The following is a 20,187-nucleotide window of genomic DNA, read 5'->3' as shown; positions in this document are numbered from 1 at the left end:
GCGGTCCGAACGCGGAACAGACCGTTCTGCCTGGGGGGAGTCCCTTGACCGTGCCCGAAGACAGCCCTGAGGCCGAATCGGCTGCCAGCGAGAGCCCGGTGACGGCGCTCGAGCCCGCGCCCGAGCCCGAGGCCGCGCCGGCGCCCGAGGCCGCGCCGACGTCGCAGCCCGCCCCCGAGGTCCCGTACCCGGCCCCCGTGCCCGTCCCAGCGCCCGGCCTGGTGCTGACGCCGGAGCAGGAACCCCGTGCCCCGGGCCGGGCCGCCCGCGTGACCCTCGCGGTGGTCGGCCTGCTGGCCGTCACCGCCGCCAGCACCGTGGTGACGGTCGCCGTCGGCAAGCCGGACGGCAAGCCCCGCGCCGCCGCGGCCGCCCCCGCCGCCGCGCCCGCTGCGTCCGCCTCCGCGACCCCGTCGCCGAGCCCGACCCCGTCCCCCACCCCGTCGGCGAGCACCCCGCCGCCCCCGCCGAAGCCCAGCAGCACCCTGCACGGCACCGTCAACGGCGACCGCCACGGCGGCGACCTGCGGTTCTTCCTGGTCCCGATGCCCGACGGCGCCGAGTCGTACGGCTCGGCGGACGGCATCCAGCTGAGCACCAAGGAACTGTGCGAGGAGTTCGGCAACGCCGACGAGATGCCGGAGATCCTCAAGTCCTACGGCTACCAGGACGACGCGGCCGAACGGCGTTACCGCACCGCAGACGGCAAGCAGGAGGTGCTGGTCCGGATGCTGCGCTTCAAGAACAGCAGCATGGCCAGGGAGTTCGCGAAGGGCATGACCTTCGACTCCGGCGACTCCTTCGACGTCGACGGCGACAGCAACGCCAAGGGTGTGCTGATGAAGCCCGAGCAGGAGGCCTGGACCGGAAAGCTGGTCGGCGTCTCCTCCATCGGCGACATCGAGTACCAGGTCTCCGTCTACGTGAAGGGCACCCCGGACAAGGCCCTGCTGGCGGACGCGATGAAGCGTCAGCGCGAACGGCTGGGCTCCGGTGGCTGAGCCGCGACCGGCCGAGCAGCCGGACCCCGTACCTGACGCGACCTCATCTGCCCAGGAGCACCCAGTGACCACCGAAACCCCGGAGCCGGCACCGGCTCCCGAGGCACCGGCGGCGCCGCCCGGCCCGCCGGCGCCCGCCGACGCGCAGCCCGCCCCCGCCGGGGCCACCATCACCGTCACCGACGTCGTCGAGGCCGGAACCGAGCCGGGAACCCAGGCCGGGACCGAGGCCGAGGCCGAGGCCGATGCCGATGCCGGGACCGGTGCCGAGACCGGGTCCGCCGCGCCCGCGCGCCGGATCAGCACCGCGCGCCTGATGGTGGCCGCCCTGCTGATCGGCCCGCTGCTCGGCGCCGTCGGCGGCTACGCCATCCAGGCCGGCCGCGCCCCGACGCCCCTGCCGCCGCTGCAGGTCGGCGCCCCGCACTACCCCGCCACCACGCTGGACGAGCAGGCCGCAGCGGCGGCCCGGCCCAAGCCGCTGGTGGTCGACGGCGACCTGCGCAAGCTGCTGATCAGCAAGCCGGACGGCGCCGAGCAGTGGGACGACTTCGGCTACGGCGACGACTCCGGCTGGATGTCGATCGGCGAGAAGGCGCTCTCCTACGGCGGCGCCGACCGCCGCTTCCGCTCGATGCTCCAGGCGGGCTTCCGCCGGGACGCCTTCCTGGCCTGGCGGAAGGGCGAGACCAAGTACCTGGTCGAACTCATCCAGTACGACGACGACTCCAGCCAGTCGGCGGTCGCCGACATCAACGAGGCGGCGGACGGGCAGCCCCTGGACGGCGGCACCATCAACGGGTACTACAGCGCGTCCGACAAGCAGCTCACGTACGCCGAGAGCACCGAGAAGTACTACTACGGGGAGGCGGTCGCCCGGCGCGGCACCGTCGCGATGGTGATCACCGTCTACTCCCCGACCCAGGTCAACGGCGATGAGCTCAAGGCCCTCGCCAAGCTGCAGTGGGAGCGGCTGGTATGAGTGAGTCCGCAGTGAACCCGGGTACGGCCGAGCCGTCGCCCACCGCCGTCGAGCCCACCGTCGTCGAGGCCGCCCCCGCGCTCCCGGCACCCGGTCCGACCGAGAGCCCGACCGAGAGCCCGGCCGCTGCTTCGGCCGGCGTCCCGGCCGACGACGTCCCGGCCGGTGCCTCGGCCGACGCCCTGACCGGCGCTCAGGCGGATGCCCCCGCGCCCGCCTGGCCGTCCGCGCCCCGGACCGCACCGCGCGCCCCCTTCGCCGTCCGCGCCGGTGCCGCCGTGGTGGCTGCCGCGCTCGTCGGTGTCGGCCTCGGCCTCGGCATCCTCAAGGCCGGGTACGGCGAGAGCGACACCACCCCGGTGGCGGCCGCCGCTACCGCGAGCCCGTCCGCCGCACCGAGCCCCTCCTTCGGCGCCAAGTCCAACGGCAGCCACTTCGGTTCGATGCGCGACCTGCTGCTGCCGGTGCCCGCCGGCTACCGGCTCGGACCCGACTCCGGCGCCTACGGCAACGACACCGAACTGACCGAGGACCAGCGCAAGGCGTGGGTCGAGGACGACGTCCGCGCACTGCCGCCCAAGCTCCAGGACCTGGTCCGCAAGGTCTGGCAGGACACCCCGCTCAAGGGCGCCGGCGTCCGCACCCTGGTGTCCGGCGACTCCGGCACGGTGATCACGGTCTGGCTGCTGCAGTACCACCAGGAGGCCGTCCAGGCGGACAACGCCTGGGAGCAGGCGCTGGGTTCGGACTCGGGCCTGTTCCGGATCGGTCCGGACATCCCGGGCCACGCCGAGGCGCACTGCTACCTCCCGCACCTGCCGCCGGGCTCCCTGGTGGACTCCCTGTCCTGCTCCGCGGCCGAGGGCGACCTCCGCGTGGTGGTGCGGGTCGAGGGCGTCGCCCCGCTGCCCAAGGACAAGGTCGTCACCATCTTCACCCAGCAGCTCGACCGGCTGGCCCGCCCAGGAGCGTCCGTATGACCGACACCACCGCACCCGAGCCCGGGCAGCCGCAGAGCACCGAGGCCACCCCGCTGCCCGAGCAGTTCCGCAAGGCCGAGCAGCAGCCCGCCACCGCCGGGGCCCAGACTCCCCAGGACGCCCACGCACCGGCCGAACCGGCCGAACCGGCCGCGGACGCGGACGCGGTTCCCCCGCACACCCCGGCCCCCGAGCAGCCGTGGGGGCCGCCGCCGATCGGTGAGCCGACCCTGGACGCCTGGTCGCTGTCGGCGGAGGCCCTCCAGGCCGAACAGGCCCGCCGGCCGCGCCGCACGGCCATGCTGCGCTGGGGCGGCGCGGCCGTGATCGCGGTGCTCACCGCCACCGCCGCGGCCGTCGCGGTCACCACCCCCGACCGGACCAGCCTGCCGGGCCTGCGCACGCCCAACGACGGCCGGTACGCATTCCCGCAGCTCACCCTGCCGCCGCTGCCCTCCGGCAAGGCCGAGCCCGCCAAGGCGGGCCTGCACCGGCACTACGCGGACCTGCGGCAGCTGCTGCTGCCCGCCCCGGCCGGCGCCACCCTCGAACAGCCCGCCACGGCCTCGGCCGGCGCCGCGGCGAGCGGCAGCCCGACCGCCGCCGCCCCGAGCCCGGCGGCCTCGGCGGCTCCGGCCTCCCCGGGCGCGCCGGGCACCCCTGGTGACGGCCCGTCCGCCACCGCGAGCCCGACCACCGCCGCAGCCGTACCGGCCGCGGCCTGGTCCGACTGCAACGACTTCGCGGCCACCGACAAGAACGCCCCGAAGATCACCGCGTCCCTCCTGGAGAGCGCCTGCCTGGCCGCCACCAAGCGGGTGTGGACCGGACCCGACGGCACCCGTACCGAGATCTGGCTGCTGCGCTTCGGTTCCAACACCGAGGCCAACCGCTTCTACGAGCGCGCCGGGACCAAGTCGGAGCCCAAGGACGCCGCTCCGCTCAAGCGTTCCGGCCTGGTCTTCCAGTCGATGCCGACGGTCGCCTCGCAGGCCCGCGCGGCCGATGAGAAGGCGGACGGCCGGCCGGTCGCCGAGGCGGCCGACATCGCGGCCGGCGACGTGGTCGCCCGGATCGTCATGACCAACCCCAAGGGCGTCCAGGAGCAGGCGTTCCGGCAGGTGACCGTCCTCCAGGCCGACCTGCTGGCCTGACCTGCCGGCCCCGGCCGGCGCGCGGCCGCAGCCACGCCGACGACCGTGCGCGGACGGCGCTGCCCGCAGGTGACCCGACGCGGTCGCAGGCACGGTAGCCGGCACGCAGACGGCCGGGCCTCCGCCCCTTAGGGGCAGGCCCGGCCGTGTCATACCGCAGGACGACCGAGCGCTCAGCATCCCAGCTCATGCCCGGCGCACCGGCCGGCCACTACGTTGGTCGATGTGTCCACTGTCATCAAGACGGACGGCCTCACCAAGAGGTTCCCCCGGGTCACCGCTCTCGATCAGCTCACCGTGGAGGTGCAGCCCGGAGTGGTCGGTCTGGTCGGTTCGAACGGCGCGGGCAAGTCCACACTCATCAAGATCCTGCTCGGGCTCTCCCCGGCCACCTCCGGCACCGGCCAGGTCCTCGGCCTGGACATCGCCACCGAGGGCCCGGCGATCCGCGAACGGGTCGGCTACATGCCCGAGCACGACTGCCTGCCGCCCGACGTGTCGGCGACGGAGTTCGTGGTCCACATGGCCCGGATGGCCGGCCTGCCGGCCGCCGCCGCCCGCGAACGGACCGCCGACACCCTGCGTCACGTCGGCCTCTACGAGGAGCGGTACCGCCCGATGGGCGGCTACTCGACCGGCATGAAGCAGCGGGTGAAGCTGGCCCAGGCGCTCGTCCACGACCCGCAGTTGGTGCTGCTCGACGAGCCGACCAACGGCCTCGACCCGGTCGGCCGCGACGACATGCTGGCCCTGATCCGCCGGGTCCACTCCGACTTCGGCATCTCGGTCCTGGTCACCACCCACCTCCTCGGCGAACTCGAACGCACCTGCGACCACCTGGTGGTGATCGACGGCGGCCGACTGCTGCGTTCCTCCTCCACCGCTTCCTTCACCGAGGCGACCCAGCTGCTCGCGGTCGAGGTCACCGATCACCCCGACGACCAGTCCCTGGACGCGGACCGCGCGGTCCGCGAGCGCCTCGCGGCCGCCGGGCTCACCGTCCGGCCGGACGGCTCCCGGATCCTGCTGGTCGAGATGGCCGGCGAGGACACGTACGACACCATCCGCGACACCGTGGCCGGTCTGGGACTCGGGCTGATCCGCCTGGAGCAGCGCCGCCACCGGGTCGCCGAGATCTTCACCGCCGCCGCACCCGGGGCCCAAGCCGACCCGGCCACCCCGGCCGACCCGGCCGACCCGGCCCCCGGGGCCGACCCGCAGACCGTGGACCCGCAGACCGCAGACCCGCAGGCAGGAGGTGCTCCCGATGTCGTTGCCTCCTGAGCCCAGGACCGCGCCCGACAGCGGCGTCATCCACAACATCGGCTACCGCGGCTACCAGGGCCCGCGGCTGGGCCGCTCGTACGCCACCCGCTCGCTGTTCGTGCAGAGTCTGCGCGGCGCGTACGGGCTCGGCCGCTCCGGCAAGTCCAAGGTGCTGCCGATGCTGATCCTCGGCGGGCTGGGCGCCATCGCGCTCATGATCGTCACCGCCACGCTGATCGCGAAGCAGCAGAAGCTGCTGATGGACTACACCGCCTTCCTCTCCACCTTCGGCCTGCTGATCACCATCTTCCTGGCCGCCCAGGCGCCCGTCCTGATGTCCCGGGACCTGCGCCACAACACCGTGCCGCTGTACTTCTCCCGGCCGATCACCCGGGGCGACTACGTCCGCGCCAAGTTCGCCGCGATGACCGCCGCGATGCTGATCCTGATGGTGACGCCGCTGCTGGTGCTCTACATCGGGGCCGTCCTCGGCAAGCTCCCCTTCGGCACCAACACCGAGCACTTCCTCTACGCCCTCGTCGCGGCGGTGCTCTACGCGGTGCTGTTCGCCGCCATCGCCCTGCTGATCGCGGCCGCCACCCCGCGTCGCGGCTTCGGCGTCGCGGCCATCATGGGCGTGCTGGTGGTCAGCAACATCCTGGCCACCATCGCGTTCGGCATCAACGGCGGCTTCGAGGGCCGGGACTCCGCCAACTGGGTCGCCCTGCTGTCCCCGCAGATGCTGGTCGAGAGCGTCGTCAACCGGACCTTCGGCCTCGGCGGCGACGGCGCGGTCATCCACGCCCCGAGCACCTTCGCGGCCGTGGTCTTCGGGGTCGAGATCGTCACCATCGCGGTGCTGTGCTACGTGTCCCTGCTCCGCCGCTACCGGAAGATCTGAGGGGACGTCATGGCTGTCATCACGATCGACAAGGTCTCCCGCTGGTTCGGCAACGTGGTCGCCGTCAACGACATCAGCATGCGGATCGGCCCGGGTGTCACCGGACTGCTCGGCCCGAACGGCGCCGGGAAGTCGACCCTCATCCACATGATGAGCGGCTTCCTCGGCCCCTCCGCCGGTGAGGTGACCCTGGACGGCGCACCGATCTGGCGCAACCAGCAGGTCTACCGGCAGATCGGGCTGGTCCCCGAGCGCGAGTCGATGTACGACTACCTGACCGGCTGGGAGTTCGTCCTCGCCAACGCCGAACTGCACGGCCTCACCGACCCGGGCGCGGCCGCCCGCCGGGCCCTCGCCCTGGTCGAGATGGAGTACGCCCAGGACCGCAAGGCCGGTACCTACTCCAAGGGCATGAAGCAGCGCGTCAAGATGGCTTCCGCCCTGGTCCACGACCCGGACGTGCTGCTGCTCGACGAGCCGTTCAACGGCATGGACCCGCGCCAGCGGCTCCAGCTGATGGAACTCCTGCGCCGCTTCGGCGCCGACGGCCGCACCGTGCTCTTCTCCTCGCACATCCTGGAGGAGGTCGAACAGCTCGCCCGCCACATCGAGGTCGTGGTGGCCGGCCGGCACGCGGCCTCCGGCGACTTCCGCAAGATCCGCCGCCTGATGACCGACCGCCCGCACCGCTACCTGGTCCGCTCCAGCGACGACCGCAAGCTGGCCGCCGCCCTGATCGCCGACGGCTCCACCGCCGGCATCGAACTCGACGGCCAGGAGAAGGCGCTGCGCATCCAGGCGGTCAACTTCCAGGGCTTCACCACTCTTCTGCCCAAGGTCGCCCAGCAGGCCGGCATCCGGCTGTACACCGTCTCCCCGGCGGACGAGTCGCTGGAGAGCGTCTTCTCCTACCTCGTCTCCACGTGACCCCCGGCCGGTCGCGGACCGCGGGCTCCTAGTGACCCCCGGCCCGCGGCGGGCCCACCCCCGGCGGCCTCCCGCTCGTGAGACCGCCAGAACGCCGCCAGAAGGGCTGGAACCCATCGTGAACCCGACCGTCGCCAGGCTGACCGTGCGCGGCCTGCTCGGCCGCCGCCGCGGCATCCTGCTGCTGGTGGTCCCCGCCGTGCTGCTGGTGATCTCCCTGCTCGCCCGCGGCTCCGGCCAGGACAAGCACGACCTGGCCGCCAGCATCCTCGGCCAGCTCTCGCTCGGCACCCTGGTGCCGATCCTCGGCCTGGTGGTCGGCACGGGTGTGATCGCGACCGAGATCGACGACGGCTCGATCGTCTACCTGCTCTCCAAGCCGCTGCCCCGCTGGCAGATCATCACCACCAAGCTGGCCGTCGCCATCGCGACCACCTGGGCCTTCGCCGCCCTCCCGACCCTGCTGGCCGGCCTGATCGTCTACGGGCCCGGCGACGGACTCGCGGTCGGCTACGCCGTCGGCGCACTCGTCTCCGGAGCCGTCTACAGCGCGCTCTTCCTGCTGCTCGGCGTGGCCACCCGGCACGCCGTGGTGGCCGGACTGGCCTACGCACTGGTCTGGGAGAGCCTGGTCGGCAACTACGTCGACGGAGCCCGCACGCTGAGCGTCCAGCAGTGGGGCCTGTCGGTCGCCCGGTCGGTCGCCTCGGACGGCATGATCAACTCGGACGTGGCGCTCGGCACCGCCGTGCCCCTGCTCATCGGCGTGGCCGTGGCCGCCACCGTGGCCGCCTCGGTCAAACTGGCCGGCCTCACCCTCGTCTCGGAGGAGTGACACCCGCCCGGCCGCCGCGCACCCGCGCGCGGCGGCCGCGCGCGGCGGCCGGGCCCCGGGCAGGCCCGTCAGACCGTACGGTTGCGGCCCGCGCCCCAGCCCGCCACGGCCGCGGCCCCGGCCAGGACCAGCATCAGGACCAGCGGTACCGTCCAGCCCCCCGTCACCTGGTGCAGCGCACCCGCACCGACCGGGCCCGACGCCGCCACCAGGTACCCGACCGCCTGGCTCATCCCGCCCAGCCGGGCGGCACCCGCCGGGGTACCGGTCCGCAGCACGATGAACGCCAGCGCCAGGCCGAACGAACCGCCCTGCGCCACACCCAGCACCGCCGCCGCGGCCCACGCCCCGGACACCGGGGTCAGCAGCAGCAACGCGATACCGGCCGCGTTCAACCCGGCCATCGCCACCGCCAGCCCACGCTGACGGGTCATCCGGCCCGCCAGCAGCGGCACCAGGAACGCCCCCGCCACCTGCAGCAGGTTGCTGAACGCGAAGACCAGACCCGCCTCGCCGCGGTCCATCCCGTGGTCGGCCAGGATCGTCGGCAGCCACGCCACCAGGACGTAGACCAGCAGCGACGAGATACCCATGAAGGCGCTGATCTGCCAGGCCAGCCCGGACCGCCAGACACTCCCGGTCCCGGCGGCGGGCTGCCCCGCCCCCGAAGCCGCCGCCGGACCGGCGACCGGACCCGCGACCGGCACCCCACCGGCCGCATCCGCAGGCCGTACCGTGCCCGCGGGCCGCACGGCGCCAGCAGCCTGGCGGGACCGCAGCAACTGCGGCAGCCAGGCCAGCGCCGCCACCACCGCCAGCAGCGACCACGCGCCGAGCGAGGCCTGCCACCCGCCGCCCAGCGCCTTCTCCAGCGGCACCGACGAGGCAGCCGCCAGCGTGGCGCCCACCAGCGTCGCCGTCGAGTACAGGCCGGTCGCCGCCGCCGCCCGGTCGGGGAACTCCCGCTTCACCAGGCCCGGCATCGAGACGTTCAGCACCGCGATGGCCACCCCGATCACCACGCACCCGAGGTACAGCGCGACCGCCGACGGCAGGACCCGCACCAGCACCCCCGCGCCCAGCGTGAGCACCGCCCCCAGCACCACCCGCTCGGTACCGAACCGCCGGGTCAGCCGGGGAGTCAGCGGCGCGCCGACCCCCTGGAACAGCGCCGGCACCGTCGTGATCAGACCGCTCGCGGTCGCCGACAGGTGGAAGGTCTGCTGGATCTCCGCGAGCACCGGCGCGACCGCCGCCAGACAGGCCCGCATGTTCAACGCGACCAGCACGATGCCGGTCAGGAACAGCGCGGGGTGCGCGAGCTTCGTGCGAGTACGGAGGGAAGTGGTGGCAACCGGCTGCTGGGTGCGGGTGACCGACATCAGGTGGTGCTCTCTCTGGAACGGGCGAGTCAGTGGCGGGCGGAGTGCGCCGACGGCGGTGATGGCACCGGGCGCGGTGGCGGGCAGCGCGGCGACAGGAGTCCGGGGGCCGTTACGGTCTTCGTCCGTACGGTCGCGCTCCGGCGGGCCGGGCGGCGCCGCGCCCCTACTTCCGGGCGGCGATGGCGGCGAGCAGCTGCTCCACGGCGGCCGTCGGCTCCGCGAGCAGCTCGCGACAGGCCGTCTCGGCGCGGTCGGGATCGCCGCTCTCGATGGCGTCGACCAGCGCCGCATGCGTCGCGATCACCACCTCGGGCATCTCGTGGTCCCCGAACGCCGCCCGCATCGACTCCCGCACCGACGCACCGAAGTACCGGTAGACCTCACCCAGCGCAGGGTTGTGCGCGGCGTCGACCACGGCGGTGTGGAACTCCAGGTCGTGCTCGACGGTCGCCTCGCGGCCGGTCCGCTCGGGATGCGCCGCGAGCACCTCGGCCTCGCGAGCCAGCGCGGCCCGCATCCGGGCGATGTCCTCGGGGGTGTGGCGGACGGCGGCCAGCCTGGCCGCCTCGGCCTCGAGCGCGGCCCGGACCTCCAGCACGTCCCGCACACCCGACCGCTGCACGCCCCGCAGGACGGCCGCCGGGTCGCTGGTGCTGCGCACGAACGTGCCCTCACCCTGCCGGGAGACCAGCATCCCGGCGTGGACCAGTACCCGGATCGCCTCCCGCACGGTGTTGCGGCCGACCTGCAGACGCTCGGCCAACTCGTGCTCGCTGGGGATCTTCGTCCCGACCGGCCAGGTTCCCGCGCTCAGCTGCTCCCGCAGCTGCTCGATCGCCGCGTCCACCAGGGAACGGCGTCCGGCGGCCTGCAGGCCGTCCTGGGTACCGGTCACGGGACACGTCCTTCCTGGTCGGGTCGGGCCGAACGGGCCGGCCGGGCCACGGGCGTGCGGACCGGGGCCGGGGGCTCGGCGGGGGCTTCCGGAGGTCATCCTACAAGTGCTTGCCCGGTCATCCTACAACTGGCTGGGCGTGTCGCCGTTGTCGCTCGCGCCGACCAGATGGGACCCGGTGCCGGGGGCACCGGACCCCGGTACCGAACATGGAGTCCTCCCCGGCACGTTGAACGGAGTGAGGCGGGCCACGGGAACCGCCCCGGCGCGGGCTGCGTTTCTCCGATCACCCGTGTACCGATTTTCCGCCCCTCACTGGAGTCAGGCCTCATGGTGTTCAAGAAGCTGCTGGGTGCGCTCGGCGTCGGCGGCCCCACCGTCGACACCGTCCTGTCCACGCCGGTCGTCCAGCCCGGCGGCCTGATCCAGGGGCAGGTCAACCTGGTCGGCGGGACGCAGGACGCCGAGATCACCGGGATCACCCTGACCCTGGTCGCCCAGGTCGAGATCGAGCACGACGAGGGTGAGAGCACGGGCCTGTCCCCGTTCGCCCGGTACGGCGTCAGCGCACCGTTCCGGCTGGCCCCGGGCGAGCAGCGGTCGATCCCGTTCAGTGTCCCGGTGCCCCACGAGACCCCGCTGACCAGCTTCGCCGGCTGGCAGCTGCCCGGGATGGCGGTCGGCGTACGGACCGAGGTCGAGATCAGCGGCGCGCGCGACAAGGGTGACGCGGACCCGCTCGGCGTCGCTCCGCTGCCGCTGCAGCAGCGCGTCCTGGACGCCTTCACCGGGCTCGGGTTCCGGCTGCGCAGCGCCGACCTGGAGGCCGGGCACATCCGCGGCACCGCCCAGCGGCTGCCGTTCTACCAGGAGATCGAGTTCGCGGCGGCCCCGCAGTACGCGCACCTGTGCCACGCGGTGGAGCTGACCTTCGTCACCGACGAGTCCGGCACCGAGGTGGTGCTGGAGTTCGACAAGCGCGGCGGCGACGTGATCCACCAGCACCGCCTCGAGCACTCCGCGGCCGACCAGGACCTCACCCCTGTCGTCGACGGCTGGCTCCAGCAGGTGGCCAAGGGCTACGGCCACGGCCACGGCGGACACGGCAGCCACGGTGATCATGGTCACAGCGGTCACAGCGGTCACAGTGGTCACAGCGGAGCGGGTGCGGCGGCGGTGGGCGCCGCGGCCGGGCTGGTCGGCGGCTTCGTCCTCGGTGAGGCGATGGAAGAAGTCTTCGCGGACTTCTTCGAGGGCTGACCGCCCGGGAGGGGCCCGGGACTCCGGCCGAAACGGTCAGCCCGGGCCCGGCTCGTGACTCCGCAATGATGCCTTTATATGCTCCGCAGAAGTTCTACGCGTCGGTACTGCACTCGGTGCGTTGCTGAGGCTCCGTGTTGCTGCCGTCGGTGAAGGGTGTACGTATGGCAGGCCAGAGGGCGGGGGCGTCCGGCCAGGACGCCGACTGGTGGCGCGACGATGCCCCGGACCACGGTGGCGGCGACTACCGTCACGATGCCCCGCACCGTGACGACGCCCCGCCCGCGGGCGGCGCGTCGGTGGTCGGCCAGCGACGGCGCAGACCGGATCAGGCCCCGGCCGAAGCCGCCCGGACGGGCGGCCGCGCCGAGGCCCGCCGTGCCCAGCAGGGCCGGGGCGGCAACGGCGGTTCCGGCCACGGCGGACCGGGCGGGTCCGGCGGGCCCGCCGGCCAGGCCGGCGGTGGCCGCGCGGCAGCCCGCGCCCGCAAGAAGCCCCGCAACAAGAAGAAGATCATCATCTGGACGGCGGTCGGCGCCATCAGCCTGGTCGCCGCCGCCGGTGGAGCCGTCTACCTCAAGCTCAACGGCAACATCCAGTTCTTCAGCAACGACGCCCTCAGCTCCGACCGCCCGGCGGCCGCCGCCCCCGACGCCCAGGGCCGGACCCCGATCAACGTCCTGCTGATCGGCTCCGACTCCCGGGACGGCGCCAACCGCGACCTCGGCGGCGGAGAGGACGGCGGTGCCCGGTCGGACACCACGATGCTGCTGCACGTCTACGCCGACCACAAGCACGCCGTCGGCGTCTCCTTCCCCCGCGACGCACTGGTCGACATCCCGCCCTGCAAGCTGCCCAACGGCAAGTGGACCAAGCAGCAGAGCGGCGTCATGTTCAACAGCGCCTTCTCGGTCGGCAACACCGACCAGGGAAACCCCGCCTGCACCCAGAACACCGTCGAGAAGCTCACCGGCATCCGGGTCGACCACACCATCGTGATCAACTTCTCCGGGTTCGCCGCGATGACCAGCGCAGTCGGCGGCGTCAACGTCTGCCTGCCGAACGCGATCTACGAAGGCGACCTCAACCCCAACCTCGGCCACAAGGGCAAGCAGCTCTACCCCAAGGGCGAGCAGAAGGTCGAAGGCCAGGCCGCCCTCGACTACGTCCGGCTGCGCCACGGCATCGGCGACGGCTCCGACATCGGCCGGATGAAGCGTCAGCAGGCCTTCATGTCCTCGCTGATCAAGCAGGTCAAGGGCGCCGGCATGGACCCGACGACCCTGCTGCCGCTCGCCGACGCGGCCACCAAGTCGCTGCTGGTGGACGAGGGACTCAACAGCGCGGCCAAGCTGATGAGCTTCGCGCTGACGATGAAGGACATCGACCTCCACAACATCAAGTTCCTGACGACGCCCTGGAAGTTCGACAAGGAACGGGTGGCCCTGGTCTACCCGGACGTCAACCAGCTCTGGGCCGCGCTGAAGGCCGACCGGACCCTGGACGGCCAGGACGCCAGCGGCGGCACCGCGGCCCCGGCGGACAGCTCCCCGGCCGCCCCCACCCCCGCCGCCGACCCGGGCACGGCCGCACCCGCCACCGTCAAGGGCGCCGGCATCAAGGTCGCCGTGTACAACGGCACCACCACCCCGGGCCTCACCACCAAGGCGTCGGCCACGCTCAAGACCTCCAAGTTCACCGTCACCGGCACCGGCAACGCGGCCCAGCAGAACCACGACACCACCGTGGTCCAGTACGGCCCCGGCGAGAAGGCCGGCGCCCAGACGGTCGCCTCCCTCTTCCCCGGCGCCACCCTGGAGGCGAGCAGCAAGTCCGGCATCAGCCTGGTGCTCGGCAAGGACTACGCCTCGGCCAACGGCGGTGCCGCCGGCGCGGGGACCCCCGCCGCCCCCGGTCCGTTGCCCAGCTCGGTCGCCCAGGACGCACGGTCCGCGGACGACGACCCCTGCTCCAACGTCTCGTTCGGCTGACCCCGGCCCGGCCCCGGCGGCCGGGCACCGGCCCTGACGCGAACGGTGACGGGCCCCGCACTCGGTGGAGTGCGGGGCCCGTCGCCGTTCGCGCGCGTCCCCGGCCCGGCTCAGCCGAGCCCGAACACCCGCTCCAGGACGACGGCCACGCCGTCCTCGTCGTTGCCCACCGTCACCTCGTCGGCGACCGCGCGCAGTTGCTCGTGCGCGCCGGCCATGGCCACGCCGTACCCCGCCCAGTTCAGCATCGGGATGTCGTTGGGCATGTCACCGAACGCGATGGTCTGCGCGGCCTTCGCGCCCAGCCGATGGGCGGCGAGCGCCAGCCCGGTGGCCTTGGTCAGGCCGAGCGGCAGGACCTCGACGATCCCGGGTCCCGCCATGGTCACCCCGACCAGCGCACCGGCCACCCGGTGGGCCGCCTCCGCGAGGGCGTCGTCACCGAGTTCCGGGTGCTGGATGTACAGCTTGCTGATCGGAGCGGTGAACAGCCGGTCGGCCGCCACCCGGGCGACCGGCAGGTCCGAACCGATCTTCAACTGGAAGCCCGGACCGGCCAGCACCTCGCCGTCCAGCCCGTCCTGGTTGGCGGCCACCGCGAGCGGACCGGTCTCGGCCTCGATCTTCGCCAGCGCCAGGGCGGCCAGCTGCCGGTCCAGGGTGAGCGAGGTCAGCAGCTTGTGCGCCCCCGCGTCGTACACCTGCGCGCCCTGGCCGCAGACCGCCAGACCCGTGTAGCCGATCTCGTCGAAGACCGGCCTCGCCCACCCCGCCGACCGGCCGGTGACGATGATGTGCCGGGCGCCGGCGGCCGTGACGGCCGCCAGCGCCGCGAGGTTGCGCGCGGAGACCGACTCGGCACTGTTCAGCAGGGTGCCGTCCAGGTCGGTGGCGACCAGCCGGTACGGCAGGTCGCCACCGGGACCGTCGGACGAGGGCGCCGCCGGGGCCTTCGCCGCGGAGCGTCCGGAAGAGGAGTCGGGGCGGTGGCCGGTCGTGCTCATCTTCCGTACGTCTCCATGGAGTTGCCGTGCAGGAGTTGCCTAGCCGCAGCGGCGGTGCGGCGGCGGGGTACTGCTACTTGACGGGCTCGATCACGGTGCGCCCGCCGAGGAACGGCCGCAGCGCCTCGGGGAGGACCACCGAACCGTCCGCCTGCTGGTGGTTCTCCAGCAGCGCCACGATCACCCGCGGCACGGCGACGAGGGTGCCGTTCAGGGTGGCCAGCGGGCGGACCTTGCCCTCCTCGCGCATCCGGATCGACAGGCGCCGGGCCTGGTACTCGGTGGTGTTGGAGGTCGAGGTGACCTCGCGGTACTTGCCCTGGGTGGGGATCCACGCCTCGATGTCGAACTTCCGCGCGGCCGAGGCCCCGAGGTCGCCGGAGGCGACGTCGATCACCCGGTAGGGCAGCTCCAGCGCGTTGAGGAAGTCCTTCTCCCACTGGAGCAGCCGGCGGTGCTCCGCCTCGGCGTCCTCGGGCGTGGTGAAGACGAACATCTCCACCTTCTCGAACTGGTGCACCCGGATGATGCCGCGGGTGTCCTTGCCGTACGTCCCGGCCTCGCGGCGGAAGCAGGAGGAGAAGCCCGCGTAGCGCAGCGGCAGCTTCTCCGCGTCCAGGATCTCGTCCATGTGGTACGCCGCCAGCGGGACCTCGCTGGTGCCGACCAGGTACCGGTCGTCCTCGGCGAGGTGGTACACGTTCTCCGCGGCCTGGCCGAGGAAGCCGGTACCGTCCATGGCCGCCGGGCGGACCAGCGCCGGGGTGATCATCGGGGTGAAGCCCGCGGCGTCGGCCTGCGCCATCGCCATGTTGACCAGGGCGAGCTCCAGCAGCGCGCCGACACCGGTCAGGTAGTAGGAACGGGCACCGGCGACCTTGGCGCCGCGCTCGGTGTCGATCGCGCCCAGGATCTGGCCCAGCTCGACGTGGTCCTTGGGCTCGAAGCCCTCGGCCGCGAAGTCGCGCGGGGTACCGATCTCCTCCAGGGTGACGAAGTCCTCCTCGCCACCCACCGGCGCAGCCGGGTCGATCAGGTTGGCGAGCGAGCGGAGCAGGCGCTCGGCCTCCTCCTTCGCCGCGGCCTGCTCGGCGTCGGCGGCCTTGACCTCCTCCGCCAGCGCCTTGGTCCGCTGGAGCAGGGCGGTCTTCTCGTCGCCCTGGGCCTTGGGGACCTGCTTGCCCAGCGTCTTCTGCTCGTTGCGCAGCTCGTCGAAGCGACTGCCCGAGGACCGACGCCGTTCATCGGCGGAGAGGAGGGCGTCGACGAGCTCGACGTCCTCGCCACGGGCGCGCTGCGAGGCGCGCACTCGGTCAGGGTCCTCACGGAGCAGGCGAAGGTCAATCACGGGAGTCAGCCTACCGGTGAGAGGCTCCCGAGAAGTAAATGGTTTCGGCTCCGCCGGCCGGCGCCGCGGCGGCTGCCCCGGCTCTCTGGCTCCCGCCCGTGGGCCCCGTCCTCGCCGTCCCACCCGGACGCGGTCGGGGCCGGCCGGGGCCCGGCTGGTGACAGCGGGCGGCGGGGCAGTGGCGGTCGGCGGCGGGCGGCGGGCCGCCGGGTACGCGTCGCCCCGGGGCGCGGCGTGTGTCATCCTGCGCCGAGCCGATCACCGGCCCGGCCCGGCCGTGGGGCCACGGTGAGCTCCAGCCCTGGGGATAACTCGCTCGAACCTGTGGATAACTGCTGTGGGGAACCGGCTGGCGGGCTGTTTTCCACAGGCCGGCCGCGCCGCCTGTGGATTGTGAAGAAGATCCAGCGCGGGAGGCGTCGAACCAGGGAATTGAGGTTCTAAACCTCGATGAGCCTTCTGGACCGAGGTAATTCGCTCGCTCGGACGGGTGACATATCGGCCGAAGGGTGACTCTGGTCCGATTAGTCACCCCTGTGTCGCTAGCTGATGATCTGAACGGGTGTGACTGTGGCTATGCCGTTTTGTCGACTCATCCCCAGGGCTGTGGATAACTTTCCGTCCACACCTCCTGTGGATGGAACTCGGTGCCTGTGGATGACGGAGCCCGACCGTCCGGCCGCGGCGTCCCGCCCGGTCCGGCGTTCACGAAGGGCCACTGCACCACGCAGGTGAACTTACCTGCGTGTCGAAAAATGACGGATCTGAACAGAAAGCGACGTATTCACGTCGCATTGGGACAACCCGCCGCAGCCGTGAAGCCCTCGCCCTCAGGCCTCGCTCTGGCCGGGCTCGGCCTCGGGCCCGGGCCCGAGGCGCGGCGTCCGCCGGTGACGCCGGAGGCTCAGACCTCGTTCAGACCTCGCCGCGACCGTCCAGGCAGCGGGACAGCCAGTCGGCCGCCGCCGCGAACTCGGCGTCCGAGGTGCCGGGCCGGGCCTCCTTTGGGGTGCCCTTGTCCGCCCGCGGGTACGAGCCGAGGAAGCGCACCTGCGGGCAGATCCGCTTCAGTCCCATCAGTGCCTCGCTCACCCGGCGCTCACTGAGGTGCCCCTCGCAGTCGATCAGGAAGCAGTAACTGCCCATGCCCTCACCGGTCGGGCGGGACTCGATCCGCATCAGGTTGATGCCGCGGACGGCGAACTCCTGCAGCAGTTCCAGCAGCGCACCCGGGTGGTCGTCCGGCAGCCAGACCACCATCGACGTCTTGTCGGCGCCGGTCGGCGAGGAGACCCTCCCGGGCCGGCCGACCAGTACGAACCGGGTGGTGGCGTTGGCGGCGTCGTGGATCTCGTTGACGAGGACGTCGAGGCCGTACAGCGGCGCCGCGAACTCGCCCGCGAACGCGCCGTCGAACCGGCCCTCCTGGACCAACCGCGCGCCGTCCGCGTTCGAGGCGGCCGACTCCCACTGGGCGTCCGGCAGGTTGGCCGCCATCCAGCGGCGGACCTGCGGCTGGGCCACCGGGTGACTGGTGACCGTCTTGACGTCCGACAACTCGGTGCCCGGCCGGACCAGCAGGGCGAACGAGATCGGCAGCAGCACCTCGCGGTAGATCATCAGCGGTGTGCCCGAGGCCAGCTCGTCACTGGTCGCGGTGACCGCGCCCTCGACCGAGTTCTCCACCGGGACGAACGCGCCGGCCGCGTCTCCCGCCCGGACGGCGTCCAGGGCGGCGGGCACCGAGGCGAGCGGCACCAGCTCGCGGGTGGCGGCCTCCGGCAGGGTGCGCAGCGCCGCCTCGGTGAAGGTGCCCGCGGGCCCGAGATAGGTGTAGCGGGTCGCGGACATTGCTGCCTCCGTGCGCGCGGGTGGTGCGGAGCGGGTGGTGCAGAGCGGGTGGTGCGGAGAAGTGCTCGACTTGCCACCTTAGTCATTCGGGTGGGCCGACACGGCGGCGTTCCGCACAGTGGGAAGCCAGCCGCAGGGCCGTCCCGGGGAACGGTCGCCGCAGCCCGCGGAACGCCCGCCGACGGCACAACGGTGCCGGGCCGAGGGGTCGGGGCCCCGCCGGTCAGCCTTCCGGTCAGCCCTCCAGCAGGAACTGCCCGACGTACTCCCCCTCGGCGGCCCCGGGCGGCACCGCGAACAGGGCGCTCGCCTCGTGCCGCAGGAAGCGGGACAGCCCGTCGCCCTTGGCCAGCTTCCGCTGGACGGGAACGAAGCCGCGGGCCGGGTCGGACTGGAAGGCGATGAACAGCAACCCGGCGTCCAGCGAGCCGTCCGGCAGCAGCCCGTCGTGGTACGAGAAGCCCCGGCGCAGCATGGCGGCGCCGCCGTTGGACGCCGGGGCCGCGACCCGGATGTGTGCGTCGGGGGCGATGGCGAACGAGCCGTCCTGGTTGGTGGCGTCCAGTGCGACCGGTGTGGACTCGCTGCCTCCGGACAGCGGGGCGCCGTCCGACTTGCGGCGGCCGATCACCCGCTCCTGGCGGTCCACCGGCAGGTTCTCCCAGTTGTCCAGCAGCATGCGGATGCGGCGGACCACGGCGTACGAGCCGCCGGCCGGCCAGTCGGGGCCGGTGGTGAAGACCCGGGCGGCGAAGTCGGGGTCGGACGGCTTGGGGTTGTTGGTCCCGTCGACCTGGCCCATCAGGTTGCGGCCGGTCATCGGGTGCGCGGTCGCGCCGGGGGTGCGGTGGAAGCCGGACATCTGCCATCGCAGCGTGGCGAGGCCGGCGGCCTGCCGCTGGAGGACGCGCAGCGCGTGGAAGGCCACCAACGCGTCGTCGGCGCCGATCTGCAGCCACAGATCGCCGTCACCGCGCGAGCGGTCGAGGGCGTCGCCGGGGAACTCGGGCAGCGGTGCGAGCGCGGCCGGACGCCGCTCGGCGAGGCCGACCCGGTCGAACAGCGAGGCGCCGAACCCGAAGGTGACGGTGAGCGCGCAGGGACCGGCATCCGACGCGATCTGGTTCTCGTGCTCCCCGGCGGGCTTGCCCGCGGCCAGCAGGGCGGCGGTCGCGGACCACTTCTGCATCAGGCCGCGCAGCCCGTCCCGGCCCGCATTGCCGGCCAGGTCGAAGGCGGCGAGCTGGACCCGGGCCTGCTGGGGTTGGAGGATGCCGGCCTGGTGTTGGCCGTGGAACGGAACCGCCACCGTGCCCAGCGCCGGGGCGGCTGACGTATCCGTGGCGGATCCCTGGGCGGACCCGTGGGCGCGGCGCGTCGTCAGTTGGTGTGCGGCGAACGCCCCGCCCGCCGCGCCGACCGCGAGGCCCGCACCTGCTCCGCCGAGCAGCGTGCGGCGGGTGAGGGGCCGGGCGCCGGGCGCGCCGGGACCTTGGGCGGTCGCGGTGGCGGCGCCGATAGTGGCCCCGTTGGTGCTCTCAGGCTCGGTCTTCTCTTCCACTTCTCACCAACTCGCAAGCTTTCACGCATACGTGACTATTTATCGGAAGGTGAATGCTGCCGACACTGTCAGCGTTCACCGGATCGTCAGCGCCCCCGATCGGGGGAGTGTTCACGATGACGTGAACACTCCCCCAACCCTGAACGCTCGCGGGGCCGTCAATGCTCACAGGGCAGTCAACGCTCGCGGCGCCGTTAACGCTCACCCGCTCGCGAATGCTCACGCCCGCGCACATGCACGCGAACGCCCACTCGCCTGGGCGGCGCCCGGAACGCCAGGCACCCTGCGGCTATCCGACCTTGAGCTGCTGAACCGAGGTCACCTGATCGATGTCCGAGGACCGTACGGTCACCGAGACGACCCAGTTCCCGGCCAGCGGCAACTGCGCGGTGCCGGACCATCGGCCCGTGCCCTCGGCCTTCAACGTCACCGGAAGCGGTCCGAGATCCCGGTCCGGCAGGGTGAAGGCCAGCTCCAGCTCCGGCACCGCGACCGGGTTGCCCGCGCTGTCGTCCAGCTTGAGCTGTACGGCATTGCTGCCGGTGGCGGCCGGGTTGATGGCGACCGTCGCAGTGCCCTTCGCGTTGCCGGTCCGCCCGCCGGTGTCGTACGGCAGCTTGAGCTCGACCGTGCGTCCGGGAACGGTGCTCGCCCCGGTCCCCGCGGCCGGTCCCGTGCCCGGCGCCGCGCTCTGGGTCTGCCCGGTCGAGGCGACGGCCGAAGCCACCCGTCCGGGAGGTGAGTTGGTCAGCAGCGTGGTGACCACCAGCACGGCCACCGCGACCACCGACTCCACCAGGACCGAGCGCCGCAGTCCGGCCCGGGCCGGTGTGCCGTCCTTCGACC

17 protein-coding genes are annotated in these 20,187 nt (G+C 72.9%); 10 read left to right on the top strand and 7 right to left on the bottom strand.

Annotated elements, in window-relative coordinates; genetic code table 11:
* Window positions 1-98: 98 nt before the first annotated feature.
* The 8 genes from AA75_RS31070 (at window position 99) to AA75_RS31035 (ending at window position 8,046) form a co-directional block, all read left to right on the top strand.
* Complete coding sequence (locus tag AA75_RS31070) at window positions 99-1,001, top strand: hypothetical protein (protein ID WP_033823630.1); 903 nt, start codon at window positions 99-101, stop codon at window positions 999-1,001.
* A gap of 64 nt (window positions 1,002-1,065) precedes the next feature.
* Window positions 1,066-1,983 (top strand): hypothetical protein, encoded by a 918-nt coding sequence (locus AA75_RS31065; protein ID WP_051813822.1) that lies wholly within the window; start codon window positions 1,066-1,068, stop codon window positions 1,981-1,983.
* Complete coding sequence (locus AA75_RS31060) at window positions 1,980-2,963, top strand: hypothetical protein (protein ID WP_149038477.1); 984 nt, start codon at window positions 1,980-1,982, stop codon at window positions 2,961-2,963. Before AA75_RS31065 ends, AA75_RS31060 begins: the two co-directional genes overlap by 4 nt.
* Complete coding sequence (locus AA75_RS31055) at window positions 2,960-4,117, top strand: hypothetical protein (protein ID WP_035981439.1); 1,158 nt, start codon at window positions 2,960-2,962, stop codon at window positions 4,115-4,117. The genes AA75_RS31060 and AA75_RS31055 overlap by 4 nt, the downstream gene beginning before the upstream one ends.
* 225 nt (window positions 4,118-4,342) lie before the next feature.
* Complete coding sequence (locus AA75_RS31050) at window positions 4,343-5,401, top strand: ABC transporter ATP-binding protein (RefSeq protein WP_033823628.1); 1,059 nt, start codon at window positions 4,343-4,345, stop codon at window positions 5,399-5,401.
* Window positions 5,385-6,284, top strand: a complete 900-nt coding sequence (locus AA75_RS31045) for an ABC transporter permease (RefSeq protein WP_033823627.1) — start codon at window positions 5,385-5,387, stop codon at window positions 6,282-6,284. Before AA75_RS31050 ends, AA75_RS31045 begins: the two co-directional genes overlap by 17 nt.
* 9 nt (window positions 6,285-6,293) lie before the next feature.
* The gene (locus AA75_RS31040) at window positions 6,294-7,211 is read left to right on the top strand and encodes an ABC transporter ATP-binding protein (RefSeq protein WP_033823626.1); all 918 of its coding nucleotides are present in this window, start codon (window positions 6,294-6,296) and stop codon (window positions 7,209-7,211) included.
* A gap of 115 nt (window positions 7,212-7,326) precedes the next feature.
* A complete protein-coding gene (locus AA75_RS31035) occupies window positions 7,327-8,046 on the top strand; it encodes an ABC transporter permease (protein WP_033823658.1) in 720 nt (239 codons plus the stop codon).
* 68 nt (window positions 8,047-8,114) lie between these two features.
* Here the strand turns inward: AA75_RS31035 and AA75_RS31030 are convergent, their stop codons facing one another.
* Together AA75_RS31030 and AA75_RS31025 are read right to left on the bottom strand one after the other, a co-directional pair.
* Window positions 8,115-9,428: an MFS transporter gene (locus tag AA75_RS31030; protein WP_033823625.1), complete on the bottom strand. Its 1,314-nt coding sequence runs from the start codon at window positions 9,426-9,428 to the stop codon at window positions 8,115-8,117.
* A gap of 166 nt (window positions 9,429-9,594) precedes the next feature.
* Complete coding sequence (locus AA75_RS31025; RefSeq protein WP_233289269.1) at window positions 9,595-10,326, bottom strand: FadR/GntR family transcriptional regulator; 732 nt, start codon at window positions 10,324-10,326, stop codon at window positions 9,595-9,597.
* 330 nt (window positions 10,327-10,656) lie between these two features.
* On the opposite strand from AA75_RS31025, the gene AA75_RS31020 reads away from it, so the two are divergent.
* Together AA75_RS31020 and AA75_RS31015 are read left to right on the top strand one after the other, a co-directional pair.
* Window positions 10,657-11,586, top strand: a complete 930-nt coding sequence (locus AA75_RS31020; RefSeq protein WP_033823624.1) for a sporulation protein — start codon at window positions 10,657-10,659, stop codon at window positions 11,584-11,586.
* Between the two features lie 164 nt (window positions 11,587-11,750).
* Window positions 11,751-13,577, top strand: coding sequence for an LCP family protein (locus AA75_RS31015; protein WP_149038476.1), 1,827 nt, complete (start codon window positions 11,751-11,753; stop codon window positions 13,575-13,577).
* Between the two features lie 110 nt (window positions 13,578-13,687).
* Here AA75_RS31015 and AA75_RS31010 read toward each other — a convergent pair whose 3' ends face one another.
* The 5 genes from AA75_RS31010 to AA75_RS30990 form a co-directional block, all read right to left on the bottom strand.
* Entirely contained in the window at window positions 13,688-14,581 is an 894-nt protein-coding gene (locus tag AA75_RS31010) for an HAD family hydrolase (protein WP_082526963.1), read from the bottom strand.
* A gap of 73 nt (window positions 14,582-14,654) precedes the next feature.
* The gene (serS, locus tag AA75_RS31005; protein WP_082526962.1) at window positions 14,655-15,929 is read right to left on the bottom strand and encodes a serine--tRNA ligase; all 1,275 of its coding nucleotides are present in this window, start codon (window positions 15,927-15,929) and stop codon (window positions 14,655-14,657) included.
* Between the two features lie 915 nt (window positions 15,930-16,844).
* Window positions 16,845-17,780, bottom strand: a complete 936-nt coding sequence (pheA, locus tag AA75_RS31000; RefSeq protein ID WP_033823622.1) for a prephenate dehydratase — start codon at window positions 17,778-17,780, stop codon at window positions 16,845-16,847.
* Between the two features lie 235 nt (window positions 17,781-18,015).
* Complete coding sequence (gene efeB, locus AA75_RS30995) at window positions 18,016-19,299, bottom strand: iron uptake transporter deferrochelatase/peroxidase subunit (RefSeq protein WP_051813828.1); 1,284 nt, start codon at window positions 19,297-19,299, stop codon at window positions 18,016-18,018.
* A gap of 331 nt (window positions 19,300-19,630) precedes the next feature.
* Window positions 19,631-20,187: FixH family protein (locus AA75_RS30990; protein ID WP_033823621.1), on the bottom strand; the 557-nt coding region annotated here is incomplete at its 5' end.

Source organism: Kitasatospora sp. MBT63, assembly GCF_000710465.2.
Lineage (GTDB): Bacteria > Actinomycetota > Actinomycetes > Streptomycetales > Streptomycetaceae > Kitasatospora.
This window is presented reverse-complemented; position numbering and strand designations above follow the sequence as displayed.